Below are 14,289 nucleotides of genomic sequence, written 5' to 3' on the forward strand. Positions count from 1 at the left end.
CGGGAGCCCGTCGCCGGGCACCGGGGGGAAGCCGACCTCTCCGGCGCCGCCGGACGCCCCCCGGCGCAGCTTCCCTTCGAGGACGAGGGCGGCTCCGACGCCGTGGCCGAGCCAGAGCAGGACGAAGGTGTCGAGGCCGCGGGCCGCACCGCTGCGCTGCTCGGCGAGCGCGGCGAGATTGGTCTCGTTCTCGACCAGGACCGTGGCGGGCAGCCGCTGCTGCAGCGCGCCGACCAGACTGCGGTGCCAGGCGGGCAGGCCGCTGGTGCCGCGCAGTTCACCGGTGGCCGGGTCGATGAGGCCGGGAGCGCCGACCCCGACACTGTGCAGCCGCGCGGCGCTGGCCTCGCGCACGGTGCGCTCCAGCAGGGCGGCCGCTTCCGCGACGGGGTCGGCGGGCCCGGGTCCCGCGCCGTGACCGACGGGCAGGGTGGCTTCGGCGAGCACCGCGCCCACCAGGTCGGTGACGACCACGGAGACGCTCCCGGTCCGTACGTCGAGGGCCGCGAGGTGCGCCCGGTCGGCGACGATCCCGTACAGCCTGGCGTTCGGGCCGCGGCGCTCCGCGCCCGCCTCGCCGACGACCCTGACCAGCCCGGCCGTCTGGAGCCGCTCGACGAGGTCGGCGACGCTCGGCCGGGAGAGACCGGTGAGCGTCTTGAGCTGTCCGGCCGTCAGCGGGCCCTGCCCCTGGAGCAGGTCGAGGGCGATGCGGTCGTTGACGGCCCGGACGGTCATCGAGGATGCGGGCATGCCGGGATCCTTCCAGATCTATTTATCAGGCAGGCTGCCTGATAGTTTACGGCCCGGCCCCCACACGCACCGGTACCGGGAGCCGTGGCAGGGGTAAGGGACAGGACACCAGGCTCGGGAGGGCGCATGACCGGCGAGGCGGGCTTCGGCCTGCGGAGGGTGCAGCGGGCGCGGTATGCCCTGGCTGCCGTGTTCTGCGTCCATGGCGCGGTGACCGGCAGCTTCGCGACCCGCGTGCCATGGATCCAGGAGCACGCGGGGGTGAGCGCGGGGCAGCTCGGCCTCGCGCTGGCCTTTCCGGCGATCGGGTCGTCGCTGCTGATGCCGGTGTCGGGTGCGATCACCCACCGGTTCGGGGCCCGCAACGCGCTGCGCGGACTGCTCGCGCTGTGGACGCTGGCGCTGGCCCTGCCGGCGTTCGCGCCGAACCTGGTCACCCTCTGCGCGGTGCTCTTCTTCTACGGGGCCGCGGCGGGCATGGCCGATGTGGCGATGAACGCGCTGGGGGTGGAGACCGAGACCCGGCTCGGCCGGTCCATCATGTCCGGGCTGCACGGCATGTGGAGCGCGGGCGCGCTGATCGGCTCGGCCGCCGGCACACTCGCCGCCCAGCTGGGCAGCGACGCCAGGCTCCACCACTGCATCGCCGCCGCGGCCCTCACCGTGCTGGGACTCGCCGCCTGCCAGGGGGTGCTCGACCTGCGGAGCACCACCGAGGAGACCCCGCCGCCGCGCTTCGCGCTGCCGCCGAAGTCCGCCCTGGTCATCGGCGCCGTCGGCTTCTGCGCGGTCTTCGCGGAGGGCGCGAGCCTCGACTGGTCGGCGGTCTTCCTGCGGGACACGCTGGACACATCGGCGGGCGTCGCGGCCGCTTCCACCACCGCCTTCTCGCTCACCATGGCGGTGGCCAGGCTCGCCGGGGACCGGGTGGTCGACCGGTTCGGCGCGGTACGGACGGTGCGCAGCGGCGGGGTCCTGGCCACGCTGGGCGGGCTGCTGGTCGTGCTGGCCCCCGACCCGTTCGCGGCGATGGGCGGCTTCGCGCTGATCGGGCTGGGGGTCGCGGTGGTCGTCCCGCTGGCCTTCGCGGCCGCCGGGCGGAGCGGCCCCAACCCCAGCCAGGCCATCGCCGGCGTCGCCACCATCACGTACACATCGGGGCTCATCGCGCCGTCGGCGATCGGCGGGATCGCCAACGCGACCTCGCTGGTGGGGTCGTTCATCCTGGTCACCGTGCTGGCGTTCGGCCTGGTGCTGGCGGCGGGGGTACTGCGCCAGACACGCCGGGTGGTGGCCGAGACCGGTGCGGCGGAGGCGGAGTCCGGGGCGCGCAGCCAGGACTCAGCGGGCCAGGGCTGACCCGGGCGGCAGGTCCGGCAGCCATACAGGGGGAGACGGTCCGTCGGCACGTCCGGGGAGCCGCTCCCCCGCTCCCGCTCCAGCCGCTCGCGCCGCTCGCGCTCCCGACGGCCGTGCGCCGGTACGCGAGCCGCTTCCCGGCAGTGCAGGCCGTGAAGGCCGCAAAGGCTTCCCGGTCGTAATGGACGGTAAAGGGAGGCTCAGCGTCCGGATTAACATTGCCGTGGCCATTTCTGCCGCGAAGTGCACGGACAGCTGCCAGGCGAGACAGAGAATCAGCAGAGAACTGAACGAATGGGAGCGATCATGGGCGGCCTCGGCGTGCGCTGGACCTTGCACGGCGACGGGAGGACCCCCGCTCCGGGGGCTGTCGTACGCCCCGACGAACGGCTGACCTGGCCGCGTACCGCAGGACTTGGTGCGCAGCACGTCGTGGCGATGTTCGGCGCGTCGTTCGTGGCGCCCGTCCTGATGGGGCTCGACCCGAACCTCGCGATCATGATGTCCGGTGTCGCGACCATGATCTTCCTGCTCGCGACCCGCGGCCGGGTCCCCAGCTATCTGGGGTGCTCGCTCTCGTTCGTGGGCGTAGCGGCGACCATCCGCGCCGCCGGTGGCAGCAGCGCCACCGTCACGGGTGCGGTCTTCGTCGTCGGTGCGGTCCTTTTCGTGGCGGGTCTCGCCGTCCAGCGGTTCGGCGCACGGATCATCCACGCGGCGATGCCGCCGGTGGTCACCGGCGCCGTCGTCATGCTGATCGGCTTCAATCTCGCACCCGTGACCGCGTCCACGTACTGGCCGCAGGACCAGTGGACGGGACTCCTGGTGATGCTCTTCACCGGTCTCGCCGTCGTCTGTCTGCGCGGTTTCTGGTCGCGGATCGCGATCTTCCTGGGGCTGGTGTTCGGATACGCCCTCTCCTGGCTCTCCGACCAGGTGTTCGGGAAGATCCACTCGGTCGACTCGGCCGGCAAGGTCACCGACCACTGGCGTCTCGACCTCTCCGGGGTGGGCCGGGCGGACTGGGTCGGGCTGCCGTCCTTCCACGCCCCGAGTTTCCAGTGGTCGGCGATCCTCGTCGCGCTGCCCGTCATCATCGCGCTGATCGCCGAGAACGCCGGGCACGTCAAGGCCGTCGGTGAGATGACCGGCTCCAGCCTCGACGACAAACTGGGCACCGCCATCGCGGCCGACGGCGTCGCCTCCATGCTCTCCACCGGTCTCGGCGGCCCCCCGAACACCACGTACTCCGAGAACATCGGCGTGATGGCGGCGACCCGGGTGTACTCCACCGCCGCTTACTGGGCTGCGGCCTGCTTCGCGCTGCTCTTCGGCCTCTGCCCCAAGTTCGGTGCCGTGGTGGCGGCGATCCCGGGCGGTGTGCTCGGCGGGATCACCGTGATCCTCTACGGCATGATCGGGCTGCTCGGCGCCCAGATCTGGATCAACGGCAAGGTGGATCTGCGCAATCCGCTGAATCTGGTGCCGGCGGCCGCGGGCATCATCATCGGCGTCGGCGGTGTCTCGCTGAAGATCACGGACAACTTCGAGCTGAGCGGGATCGCGCTCGGCACCATCGTGGTGATCACCGGCTACCACGCGCTGCGGGCCATGGCGCCGCCGCACCTCAAGTCCCAGACGCCGCTGCTGGATTCGGGCACCTCGTCGTACGAAGCGACCGAGCCGGGTACGGGACCTGAGCCCGGGACAGGACCCGAGCCCGGCAGGGGACCGCGGCCCGGTACAGGACCCGAGCCCGGCGACGACGTCTGAGGGCTTCCCGTTTCGCCCGTTCTGAGGACGTACGGGCGTGATGCCGCCGTCCGGTCGCCCGCTGCTGCCAGGCTGCCCCCATGGCACAGACGGACATGGCACAGACGGACATCGCTCAGCCGGACATCGCTCAGCCGGAACAGCGCGTGACCCCGGCCGTCCCCGCCGGGCACTCGGTCGACGGGGTGGCGGCCAGGATGCGCGCCCTGCGGGCGTCGTGGCCGGCCACGGACGGGGTGGCGGTCTTCAACAACGTCTATCTGACGGTCACCGAGGAGGTCGGACAGCGCATCGAGGGACGGCAGTTCCCCGATCCGCGCGGCGCCACCACCCTCGATGTGGTGTTCGCCGAGCGCTATCTGGCCGCGGTCGACGCAGTCGCCGCAGGTCACCGGCCGCCCGCCTGCTGGCGCCCGCTCTTCCAGTACCGCCACCATCCCGGCGTACGGCCACTGCAGTTCGCGCTCGCGGGCATCAACGCACACATCGGTCACGACCTGGCACTCGCCGTCACCGACGCCTGCCGTCTGCTCGGCTGTGAACCCGCCGCTCTCGAAGGCGACTTCCACCGGGTGGGCGCGATCCTGGAACGGCTGGAGGAACGGATCCGCGAGGACCTGATGCCGGGGCCCGACCTCCTGGAGATCGTCGACCCGCTCACCCACCTGATCGGCTCATGGAGTCTGGAGCGGGCCCGCGACGCCGCCTGGTCGGCAGCCCGGATTCTCTGGAGCCTGCGGGAACTACCGGCACTCGCCGAGGAGTTCACTGCGGGGATGGACGCAAATGCGGGCCTGGTCGGCCGGTATCTGCTCACTCCTCTGCACTGACCCGCCAGTGACGCACCCGTGACCCACCCGACGAAGGAGCACACCATGGCGATCCCGCTCGGCCTCGGTCTTCCCCAGATGAAGCAGTACGCCATCGGGCGCGACGTCCCGGCGGTGGCGCGGGCGGCCGAGGAGACCGGTTTCGAGTCGCTGTGGGTCTTCGAGCGGATCCTCTTCCCGGAGCCGGCGACCCAGGGGCTGTACGGGGTTCCGGGGCTCCCCTGGCCCGACCAGTACCGCTCGGTGGCCGATCCGCTGGTCACCCTGACCCTGGCCGCGGCGGCGACCGGCCGGGCGCGGCTGGGCACCAGTGTGCTGGTGGCGCCGCTGCATGTGCCCTTTCAGCTGGCCCGCTCCCTCGCCTCGCTCGACGCGGCGAGCGGCGGCCGGGTCGTGGCCGGGATCGGGACGGGCTGGTCGAGCGATGAGTACGCGGCGGCGGCCGTGGCCCCGTTCGCGCAGCGCGGCGCGTTCCTGGACGAACTGCTCGATGTCTTCGGGGCGGTGTGGGGCCCCGACCCGGTGGCGTACGAAGGGGAGTTCACCACGATCGCGCCCTCCGAGGTCGGCCCCAAGCCGGCCCGCCCCATCCCGGTCCAGCTGCCCGCGGGCGGCCCGCGCGCGCTCCGGCGGCTGGTCGACCGGGCGGACGGCTGGATGCCGGTCGCCCTGGGCCCCGACGCCCTGGCCGGCGACTGGCGCAGGGTCCAGGACCTGGCGGGCGAGCGGGGCCGGGAGCGGCCGCTGACCGTGACGGTCCGGGTCAACGCGACGCACAGCGTCAAGCCGTACGAGGGCGGGGACCGCAAGCCGTTCCACGGCAGCACCGCGCAGATCGTCGAGGATCTGGCGGCCCATGCGGAGACCGGCGTGGCCACCGAGTTCCTGCTCGACCTCCAGAGCACGAAGCGCGACGCGCACGAACTGAACGATGCGGCGGCCGAGGTGTACGCGGCAGCCCGCGCGGCCGGGATCTGACCGGGCGGGGACCTGACCGGGCTGGACCTGGCGGGACAGGACCGGACGGAGGGCTTCGGCCCTCGGTCCGCAGGCTTCCGTCCCCAGCCCCCCGTCCCCCGCCCCCGTCCTCAGCTCTCAGCCCTCAGTCCTCGGGCAGTTCGACCGGCGCGATCTCGTCGTACAGGTCGCCGGGGCCCGGGTTGGCCGCGTCGGTCGTACCACCGAAGTGGTGCATGACGCCCCAGACCGCGTTGAGCGCGGTCTGTACGGCGCCCTCGGCCCAGCCCGCCGTCCAGGAGATGTCGTCGCCCGCGAGGAACAGCCCGCGCCGGTCCGCGGGGAGCCGGTCCTGCATGAAGTGGGTGAACAGCCGCCGCTGATACCGGTAGTGGCCGGGCAGGTTGGCCTTGAAGGCGCCCATGAAGTAGGGCTCGTCCTCCCAGGAGACAGTGACCGGGTTGCCGATGATGTGCTTCCGGATGTCCACCTTCGGGTAGATCTCGCCGAGCGACTTCAGCATGACCTCCATCCGCTCGTGCGCGGAGAGCGGCAGCCACTTGAGGCTGTCGTCGCACCAGGTGTACGAGAGGCAGATGGTGGCGGGCTTGTCCGGGCCGTCGTCCAGCAGATAGGTGCCGCGTGTCATCCGGTCGGTGAGCGTCATCGACATGGTGTCGCGGCCGGTCGGATTGCCGTTGTCGTCCAGGGCCTCGTCGAGCCAGAACGGCCGGTCCACCGGGACGAACAGCTTGGACGACTCCATGTAGTGGGTGCGCTCCATCGCCGTCCAGTGGTCGATGGGGAAGAGCGCGTCATCGCAGTCGATCTTGGAGAGCAGCATCCAGGACTGCGCGGTGAAGACCGCGGCCGGGAAGGTGCGGATGTCTCCGGACGCGTCGGTCACCGTGATGCGGTTGCCCGCCGTGCGGTGCAGCCGGGTCACCGCCGGGCGGGGCTCCCCGCCGTGCAGCGATGCGAGGGAGGTGCCGGAGGGCCAGTGGACGGTCTTCTGTGGTTCGCGCTCCCAGAGCCGCAGCGGCAGCTGCTGGGATCCTCCGACGATCCCCCGGTGGTGGTCGTCCGCCTCCGTGTAGACGACCCGGAGGATCTCCAGGATGGAGTTGGGGAAGTCGGTGTCCCAGCCGCCCGTACCGAAGCCGACCTGGCCGAAGATCTCCCGGTGCCGGAAGGAGGCGAACGCGTCGGACCCGCAGAGGAAGCCGTAGAACGTCTGGTCGTCAAGCCGCTCGACGAGCCGCGCCCAGATCTCCCGGATCCGCGGCACGTCGCGTTCGCGCAGGGCGCGGTTCATGTCGGAGAAGTCCGCGCCCTCCTCCAGGCAGGTGTTCCAGGCGTGCATCACATCGCGGTAGACCTGCGGGAGGTCGTCAACGGATGTGGCGTAGTGCGACTCGCCCTTGAGGTCGACCACCGTCGAAGGGGTGCCGGGCGCCAGCGGGTTGGGGAAGGACCGGGTTTCGAGCCCCACCAGGTCGATGTAGTGCTGGAGCGCCGTGGAGGACGGCGGGAAGCGCATCGCGCCCAGTTCGGCGGTGAGCGAGGGGTCGCAGCCGTCGAAACCCACGGTGCGCAGCCGCCCGCCGATCCGGTCCGCCTCGTACACCACCGGCTTGAGGCCCATCTTCATCAGCTCGTACGCGGTGATGATCCCCGAGAGCCCGCCGCCGATCACAGCGACCTCGGCGCCGTGCTCGGTGGCCGGTATCTGGCCGAGCCCCGCCGGGTGGGCGAGGAAGTCGTCGTAGGCGTAGGGGAAATCCGGTCCGAACATGGTGATCGGCGGCCGGCCGTCGGCGTGCCGGACAGCGGTGGTGGGCACCGTGGACGTCATGGGGTACGGGCTCCTTGCACGGGAAAGCCGCAGGAACGGCTGAGGTGAGCGGCTGAAGTGAGCGGCCGGGGCGGGCCGCGGAAGTGGGGGCGGCGGGTCTGCGCGGGGCTCAGACCAGCGAGCGGTAGAGGGCCGGGCGGCGGTCGCGGAGGTACGGGTTGTTCTCGCGCGAGGCCCGCAGCAGTTCGGGATCGGCGTCGCCGGTGACGAGTTCCGTGCCGCGTCCGGCGCGGGCCCGTACGGCGCCGTCCGGGCCGGCCAGGCAGCTGAGGCCGACGAACTCGAACTCGCCCTCGGGGCCCGTCCGGTTGACGTACGCGATGTACAGCTGGTTCTCGAAGGCCCGGACCGGCACCAGGGACTCGGCCACGAACTGGAAGGGGTGCATCTGCGCGGTGGGCACCAGGAGCAGATCGGTACCGGCGACGGCGTGCGCGCGGACGTTCTCCGGGAACTCCACGTCGTAGCAGATCATGATCCCGATCCGGAGCCCGGCCAGCTCGGCCTGGACGACCGGGGTGTCCCCCGGTGTGAACCACTGCTGCTCGAAGCAGCCGAAGAGGTGGGTCTTGCGGTAGTTGGCCAAGCGGCTGCCGTCGGCGCCGATCAGCTGCGCCGCGTTGTGGAGCTGCTCGCCGTGGCGTTCGGGGTAGCCGTAGAGCACCGCGATCCCGTGGCGTACGGCGATGTCCGCGACCGCCCGCGCGCTCGCACCGTCGGCGGGCTCGGCCAGCCGGGGCACGTCGTCACCGATCGCGTACCCGGTGAGGAACAGCTCGGGGGCGACCAGCAGCCCCGCGCCCGAGGCCGCGGCGCGGGCCGCCGCCTCGTCCAGCGCGGTGAGATTCGCCGCGACGTCACCGGGACGGCCGGAACTCTGGAGCAGGGCGGTGCGCAGCGGCGGCATGGCAGACCTCGGACGGTACAGAAGGGGATTCTGGGGACAGACCGACGGTACGGTCAGCTGCTCCATGGGGACAAGCCACGTCCATTGCGCATGTCCGCACGATTCGTTGCGTCTCGGAGCCCCCGGATGGTGATCCGTTGCGCGGACGGGGTGATCAGTCACGCGGGCGGTGATCCGTCGCGCGCCGCCGGCGTCAGCGGAGCGACAGGGACACGGCACCGGCCTCCTGGACCTCGCCGAGGGTGCGACGGGCGACGTCACCGAATCCCTCGTCGCCGGTCATGCTGCTCCAGCGCTCGTAGGCGATCTTCGAGGCGAGCGCGCCCAGCTCCGCGGTGACGCGCGAGGCCAGCTCGGGGACGCCGCGGCGTTCGAGCGCATCGGCCATCGAAGCGGTGAGACCGAGCCCCTTCAGCGCCTCGCGTTCCCGCAGTTCCCGGTTGGCGGCGATCACCGCGTACCGCCGGGCGGCGAACTCACGGCGCTCGGGGGTGAAGACCTCCCTCCCGACCGCGTCCAGGGCGTGGCCCACGGCTTCGATGGGGGTGGCACCGTCCGGCGCCGCGGCGATCGCCCCGGCCAGCATCGCGGCCATCCTGTCCCCGCCGAAGAGGACTTCCCGCTTGTCCTGGAAGTGCCGGAAGAAGGTGCTCTTGGTCAGCCCCGCGCGCTCGGCGATGTCGATCACCGTCGTGTTCTCGTAGCCCCGCTCCGCGAAGAGTTCGAGGGCGGCGAACACGAGTCGCTCTGATGCGTTGGGTTGCCAGCGGGCCATGGGAACAGCGTACGGCACTTGGTCCCGTCACTCATGTAGAGTCGATGAGACCAAGTCCCATCACTCTGTCCGCAGGAGGTTTCCCATGAGCCGAGCTGTCATCTACGAGACGTTCGGAGGGCCCGAGGTACTGGAGTTGCGCGAGGTACCGGAGCCGCACGCCGGTCCGGGCGAGGTCCGGGTCCGGGTGGCGGCCGCCGGTCTGAACCCGATGGACTGGCTCCTCGCCTCGCAGCCCGAGGCCGCGGAGCGGTTCGGCATCACCCTGCCGTCCGGCTTCGGGTACGACTTCGCCGGCGTCGTGGACGAGGTCGGCGAGGCCGCCACGGGCTTCGCGGTGGGCGACCGCGTCCACGGCGGCGCGCTGGGCCGTGCCGTGGCCGATTTCGTGGTGGTGAAGGTGCCCACCCAGTCGCCCGACGGGCTCTTCCGCACGCCGGACGGCATCAGCGACACGGTGGCGAGCACGCTTCCGGTGGCGGGCCTGGCTGCCGCCGCCGCTCTGTCGGAGATCGGTCTGCGGTCCGGCGACACCGTCCTGATCGGTGGCGCCGCCGGCGGCGTGGGCGTGTTCGCCGTACAGCTCGCGAGGCTCGCCGGTGCCCGGGTGATCGGGACCGCGTCGGAGGGCACGTTCGGCTTCCTGCGGGAGCTGGGCGCCGAACCCGTGGCGTACGGCGCCGGGTTGGCCGACCGGGTACGGGCCCTGGCTCCGGACGGGGTGTCCGCGGCGACCGACCTGTTCGGCACCGAGACGGCCGAGACCGCGCTCGCGCTCGGCGTGCCGCCCGAGCGGATCTCCACGATCGCCGCGGGGCCCAACCCGCCGGGCGGCGTGCGCGCGACCGGAGGGTTCGAGGCGGAGCCCGGCGCCCTGGAGCGGATCGCCGATGCGGTCCTCGCCGGTACGATCACCGTGCCGGTCGCCGCCACCTTCCCCGTCGAGCGGACTCGCGAGGCGGTGGCGCTGCAGGCCGGACGTCACGTCCACGGCAAGGTCGTGATCACCATGTGACCGGGGCTCGCGGTCGCTCACCGCCCGCGCCGTCCCCCTGATCACTCCGGCCCCGCCGGACGCCTCCGATTCCGCTGGGGGCGAACCCGGGATCCTGGAGTGATGGACTGGCGCAGGCGGGGTAAGCGAGCGGGAGATGACTGAGGAGCCGCCCGTGGTTGTCATGGATTCGCCGTTGGCAGACAGTGCCACGGCCCGCGATGCCGCCAGCCGATTTCTGTCCCAGAACTGCCCCTGGGCCGATGTCGACGCTGTGCTGCTCGTGATCAGCGAACTCGTCGCCAACGCGGCCCGGCACACCGCGGGCTGGTGGCACCTGCGGCTGAGCGCCGAGCCGGGCGTGCTGGTGGTGGAGATGGACGACGACAGCCCGGCGCACCCCGTGGCCCGGGAGCCCGACTTCACCGGCGGCGGCGGCTTCGGGTGGCACATGGTGCTGCGGCTGGCCGGGCGGGTCGAGGTCAGCCCGCGCGCGTCCGGCAAGACGGTCCGGGCGATCTGGTCGCATCCGGCAGCGGAGCCCGCGGTCGGCTGAGACCGCGGGACCTGCCGCCGTCTGACATACCGGCCCGCCTCGGCCCTGCGCGCCGCCCGGCACACCGGCTCGTTCCTGGCCTGCGGTCCGTTCTGCGGTCACTCCTGGCCGAGCAGCCCCGTCCGCAGCTGCGCGGTGATCCGGGCCAGCAGCCGGGACACCTGCATCTGGGAGACGCCCAGTTCGGCTCCGATCTGCGACTGGGTCAGCTCGTCGCCGTACCGCATCCGCAGAATGCGCCGGTCCCTGACACCGAGCCGGGCTATCAGCGGTTTCAGCACGGTGAGGTTCTCCACGAGGTCCAGACCGCTGTCGGCTTCGCCGAGCCGGTCGGCCAGCGTCCGGGCACCGCTCTCGGCTCCGTCCTCGACGGTGGAGTCGATGGAACCGGCGGTGTAGCCGTTGGCCGCGACCAGCCCTTCGATGACCTCCTCCTCGTCCAGCCCGATGTGCCGGGCCAGTTCGGCCGGGGTCGGGGAACGGTCCAGGGTCTGGAACAGCTCGTCGGACGCCTTGGCGAGGGTGATCCGCAGCTCCTGGAAGCGCCGGGGGACGTGGACGGACCAGCTGGTGTCGCGGAAGAAGCGCTTGATCTCGCCGAGGATGCACGGCATGGCGAACGTCGCGAACTCCACCTCGCGGGACAGCTCGAACCGGTCGATCGCCTTGATCAGCCCGATGGTGCCGACCTGGACGATGTCCTCCATCTGGTCGGAGCGGCTGCGGAAGCGGGTGGCCGCGAACCTGACGAGCGAGAGGTTCAGCTCGATCAGGGTGTTGCGCGCGTACTGATGCTCAGGTGTGCCCTCGTCCGCGGTGCCGAGGGTGGCGAAGAAGAGCCGGGAGAGTTCGCGTGCGTCGTACGGCGCGACCTTCGAGGGGTCCGGCACGTACGGGAGCCGGCCCGGAGCGCGGCCGGGCGGGTGGTCGGCGTACCGGGCGGGTCCGGTCGGGGCTGTGGGTCCGGTCGGGGCCATGGAGCCGGTCGGGGCTGTGGTCGCCAGGGGCACGGTGTACTCCCTCTCTCGTTCTCCGACAGCTTCCGCAGGTCCCGGCTACCCGGTACGGACCGCTCCATACGCCGGAATCCGGCCAATGCGTCACCAGCCAGGAACCGCCGGGCACCGGAAACGCGACGAGCCGGGCACCGGAAACCGCGAGGAGCCGGCCCCCGCGTGGGCGGGGACCGGCTCGGTGTCGTCGTCGGTGCCGTCAGCCCCAGCTGGCGTGCAGCGGCTGGCCCTCGGCGTATCCGGCGGCGCTCTGCACCCCGACGATCGCCTTCTCGGCGAACTCGTCCAGGGAGCCGGCACCGGCATAGGTGCAGGAGGAGCGGACGCCCGCGATGATCGAGTCGATCAGGTCCTCGACACCCGGGCGGGCCGGGTCGAGGAACATCCGCGAGGTGGAGATGCCCTCCTCGAACAGGCCCTTGCGGGCGCGGTCGTAGGCCGACTCTTCGCTCGTACGGTTGCGGACGGCGCGCGCGGACGCCATGCCGAACGACTCCTTGTACCAGCGGCCGTCGGCGGACTGCTGGAGGTCGCCCGGGGACTCGTACGTCCCGGCGAACCAGGAGCCGATCATGACGTTCGACGCACCGGCGGCCAGCGCCATCGCCACGTCACGCGGGTGCCTGACCCCGCCGTCGGCCCAGACGTGCTTGCCGAACTTCCGTGCCTCCGTGGCGCATTCGAGGACGGCGGAGAACTGCGGGCGGCCCACGCCCGTCATCATCCGGGTGGTGCACATGGCACCGGGGCCCACCCCGACCTTGACGATGTCCGCGCCGGCCTCGATGAGGTCGCGTACGCCCTCGGCGGCCACGATGTTGCCCGCGACGATCGGCACCTGCGGGTCGAGCGCCCGCACCGCCTTCACCGCGGCGATCATCGACTCCTGGTGGCCGTGCGCGGTGTCCACGACGAGCGTGTCGGCACCGGCGTCGAGCAACTGCTTGGCCTTGCCCGCGACATCGCCGTTGATGCCGACGGCGGCGGCGATGCGCAGCCGGCCGTTCGCGTCGACGGCCGGGGTGTAGAGGGTGGCGCGCAGGGCGCCCGTGCGGGTCAGGATGCCAACCAGCCTGCCGTCCGCGTCGACGGCGGGGGCGTAGCGGCGGTTGGCGCCGTCGAGCCGGTTGAACGCCTCGCGCGGGTCGATGTCCGCGTCGAGCAGCACCAGGTCCTTGGACGACATGACCTCGGACAGCTGGGTGAACCGGTCGACACCCGCCAGGTCCTCGTCGGTCACGACACCGATGGGCCTGCCGTCCTCGTCCACGACGACGCCCGCGTTGTGCGCGCGCTTGGGCAGCAGGGACAGCGCGTCGGCGACGGTCTGCGTCGGCGCGAGCACGATGGGCGTGTCCAGGACGTGGTGACGCGTCTTCACCCAGGAGATGACGTCGGTGACGACCTCGATCGGAATGTCCTGCGGGATGACGACCAGGCCGCCGCGCCGGGCGACGGTTTCGGCCATCCGGCGGCCCGCGATGGCCGTCATGTTCGCGACGACGAGCGGGATGGTGGTGCCGGTGCCGTCGGGGGCGGACAGATCGACGCCCTGACGGGAGCCGACAGCGGAGCGGCTCGGCACCATGAACACATCGTCGTACGTCAGGTCGTACGGCGGCTTCAGGTCATTGAGGAAACGCATACTAACTCTCTCACCTGCGGTTATACAGAATGGGCGGGCGGGAAGTCAGCGCCGTCCGGCACAGGATCAGGCTGCGGCTCCTAGGCCATCATCGCCGATGGGGCCCCGGGTGGCGAATGCCCGCCCCCTCTTCTGTGGCTTCCACCAGGGCAGGGGCGGTCGGTCTCGTATCTTCCGCCGAATCCGCTGATACGGCGGACGCGGGCTCACCCCGGGCCTCACGCAAGGTCCTCACCACGGCCCCGCCCTGTTCCTCACCCCGGCGCGCCGCCCTGTCCTCACTCCGGTCCCGCCCCGGTCACTGCGGGCCGCCCCGGTCCGCGAGCACCTCGCGCGCCGCACGCGCCCCGGAGGCCAGCGCCCCCTGCACCGACCCGGTGGCACGGTGGTCCCCGCACACATAGCGCCCGGGGGTCACCCGCGTCGTACGGCTCAGCGGCCACGGCGCGGTCATGGCCGGGAGGGCCCCCTCCACCGTGTACGGGGCGAGGAGTTCCCAGGACGAGGTGTCGGTCCGGTACACCTCGGCCAGCGCGCCGCGCAGCCGCTCCTCCTCCCCCGGCGCCCCGGAACCGAGGACCGAGGTGGAGATCAGGGAGCGGTCGGCCGGCGCGTAGGTGGGGGCGACCTCGCTCAGTACGCAGGTGTTGAGGAAGCGCCGCGCGCTGTCGACCACCAGGGTCGGCTCGTGCAGCGGCGGGTGCGGGGCCGCGTGGTAGTAGGTCGTGACGGTACGGGTCTCGGGGACCGCGAGTCCCGGCAGCAGCCGGGCCGCCGCCTCCGGCCCCGTCGCGACCACCACCCGGGGCGCCCGGAGCTCCGTACCGTCCGGCAGCTCGGCCCCCGCGTCCGTGAGCGCGCGCACCGGGGTG

At 72.0% G+C, this 14,289-nt stretch carries 13 protein-coding genes; 6 read left to right on the forward strand and 7 right to left on the reverse strand.

The window, feature by feature from the left end; translation table 11 throughout:
* On the reverse strand, positions 1-753 hold a 753-nt coding region (locus tag G3I19_RS26920), incomplete at its 3' end, for an ROK family transcriptional regulator (RefSeq protein ID WP_164266304.1).
* Between the two features lie 126 nt (positions 754-879).
* On the opposite strand from G3I19_RS26920, the gene G3I19_RS26925 reads away from it, so the two are divergent.
* From G3I19_RS26925 to G3I19_RS26940, 4 genes are all read left to right on the forward strand, one after another.
* Positions 880-2,112 (forward strand): MFS transporter, encoded by a 1,233-nt coding sequence (locus G3I19_RS26925; protein ID WP_164266305.1) that lies wholly within the window; start codon positions 880-882, stop codon positions 2,110-2,112.
* 294 nt (positions 2,113-2,406) lie between these two features.
* Complete coding sequence (locus tag G3I19_RS26930) at positions 2,407-3,885, forward strand: solute carrier family 23 protein (RefSeq protein WP_239074854.1); 1,479 nt, start codon at positions 2,407-2,409, stop codon at positions 3,883-3,885.
* A gap of 80 nt (positions 3,886-3,965) precedes the next feature.
* Complete coding sequence (locus tag G3I19_RS26935) at positions 3,966-4,715, forward strand: DUF5995 family protein (protein WP_275402783.1); 750 nt, start codon at positions 3,966-3,968, stop codon at positions 4,713-4,715.
* 45 nt (positions 4,716-4,760) lie between these two features.
* Positions 4,761-5,693 carry an LLM class F420-dependent oxidoreductase gene (locus G3I19_RS26940; RefSeq protein ID WP_164266306.1) on the forward strand — a complete coding sequence of 311 codons (933 nt, stop codon included), beginning with the start codon at positions 4,761-4,763 and terminating at the stop codon, positions 5,691-5,693.
* 124 nt (positions 5,694-5,817) lie between these two features.
* Here G3I19_RS26940 and G3I19_RS26945 read toward each other — a convergent pair whose 3' ends face one another.
* The 3 genes from G3I19_RS26945 to G3I19_RS26955 all read right to left on the reverse strand — a co-directional run bounded on the left by G3I19_RS26945 (position 5,818) and on the right by G3I19_RS26955 (position 9,209).
* The gene (locus G3I19_RS26945; RefSeq protein ID WP_164266307.1) at positions 5,818-7,527 is read right to left on the reverse strand and encodes an NAD(P)/FAD-dependent oxidoreductase; all 1,710 of its coding nucleotides are present in this window, start codon (positions 7,525-7,527) and stop codon (positions 5,818-5,820) included.
* 109 nt (positions 7,528-7,636) lie between these two features.
* Positions 7,637-8,434: a carbon-nitrogen hydrolase family protein gene (locus G3I19_RS26950; RefSeq protein WP_164266308.1), complete on the reverse strand. Its 798-nt coding sequence runs from the start codon at positions 8,432-8,434 to the stop codon at positions 7,637-7,639.
* 193 nt (positions 8,435-8,627) lie between these two features.
* The gene (locus G3I19_RS26955) at positions 8,628-9,209 is read right to left on the reverse strand and encodes a TetR/AcrR family transcriptional regulator (protein ID WP_164266309.1); all 582 of its coding nucleotides are present in this window, start codon (positions 9,207-9,209) and stop codon (positions 8,628-8,630) included.
* Between the two features lie 85 nt (positions 9,210-9,294).
* Between G3I19_RS26955 and G3I19_RS26960 the strand changes: the two genes are divergently transcribed.
* Together G3I19_RS26960 and G3I19_RS26965 are read left to right on the forward strand one after the other, a co-directional pair.
* Complete coding sequence (locus tag G3I19_RS26960) at positions 9,295-10,224, forward strand: NADP-dependent oxidoreductase (protein WP_164266310.1); 930 nt, start codon at positions 9,295-9,297, stop codon at positions 10,222-10,224.
* Positions 10,225-10,399: 175 nt separating this feature from the next.
* Positions 10,400-10,759 carry an ATP-binding protein gene (locus G3I19_RS26965; RefSeq protein ID WP_239074855.1) on the forward strand — a complete coding sequence of 120 codons (360 nt, stop codon included), beginning with the start codon at positions 10,400-10,402 and terminating at the stop codon, positions 10,757-10,759.
* 98 nt (positions 10,760-10,857) lie between these two features.
* Here G3I19_RS26965 and G3I19_RS26970 read toward each other — a convergent pair whose 3' ends face one another.
* From G3I19_RS26970 to G3I19_RS26980, 3 genes are all read right to left on the reverse strand, one after another.
* Entirely contained in the window at positions 10,858-11,769 is a 912-nt protein-coding gene (locus tag G3I19_RS26970) for an RNA polymerase sigma factor SigF (RefSeq protein WP_343235218.1), read from the reverse strand.
* A 202-nt stretch (positions 11,770-11,971) separates the two neighbouring features.
* On the reverse strand, positions 11,972-13,417 hold the full coding sequence (locus G3I19_RS26975) for a GuaB1 family IMP dehydrogenase-related protein (protein ID WP_164266312.1): 1,446 nt from the start codon (positions 13,415-13,417) through the stop codon (positions 11,972-11,974).
* Between the two features lie 298 nt (positions 13,418-13,715).
* A partial coding sequence (locus tag G3I19_RS26980; RefSeq protein ID WP_164266313.1) for an FAD-dependent oxidoreductase occupies positions 13,716-14,289 on the reverse strand: 574 nt, incomplete at its 5' end.

The sequence above is a fragment of the Streptomyces sp. SID10853 genome, assembly GCF_010548145.1.
In the GTDB taxonomy this organism is placed as follows: domain Bacteria; phylum Actinomycetota; class Actinomycetes; order Streptomycetales; family Streptomycetaceae; genus Streptomyces.

What these genes read in the sequence shown, in the direction of transcription:
- G3I19_RS26950 (WP_164266308.1), bottom strand. Translation starts at nt 8,434, where the DNA reads ATGCCGCCGCTGCGCACCGCCCTGCTCCAGAGTTCCGGCCGTCCCGGT.
- G3I19_RS26940 (WP_164266306.1), top strand. Translation starts at nt 4,761, where the DNA reads ATGGCGATCCCGCTCGGCCTCGGTCTTCCCCAGATGAAGCAGTACGCC.
- G3I19_RS26960 (WP_164266310.1), top strand. Translation starts at nt 9,295, where the DNA reads ATGAGCCGAGCTGTCATCTACGAGACGTTCGGAGGGCCCGAGGTACTG.
- G3I19_RS26925 (WP_164266305.1), top strand. Translation starts at nt 880, where the DNA reads ATGACCGGCGAGGCGGGCTTCGGCCTGCGGAGGGTGCAGCGGGCGCGG.
- G3I19_RS26930 (WP_239074854.1), top strand. Translation starts at nt 2,407, where the DNA reads ATGGGAGCGATCATGGGCGGCCTCGGCGTGCGCTGGACCTTGCACGGC.
- G3I19_RS26935 (WP_275402783.1), top strand. Translation starts at nt 3,966, where the DNA reads ATGGCACAGACGGACATGGCACAGACGGACATCGCTCAGCCGGACATC.
- G3I19_RS26975 (WP_164266312.1), bottom strand. Translation starts at nt 13,417, where the DNA reads ATGCGTTTCCTCAATGACCTGAAGCCGCCGTACGACCTGACGTACGAC.
- G3I19_RS26945 (WP_164266307.1), bottom strand. Translation starts at nt 7,527, where the DNA reads ATGACGTCCACGGTGCCCACCACCGCTGTCCGGCACGCCGACGGCCGG.
- G3I19_RS26955 (WP_164266309.1), bottom strand. Translation starts at nt 9,209, where the DNA reads ATGGCCCGCTGGCAACCCAACGCATCAGAGCGACTCGTGTTCGCCGCC.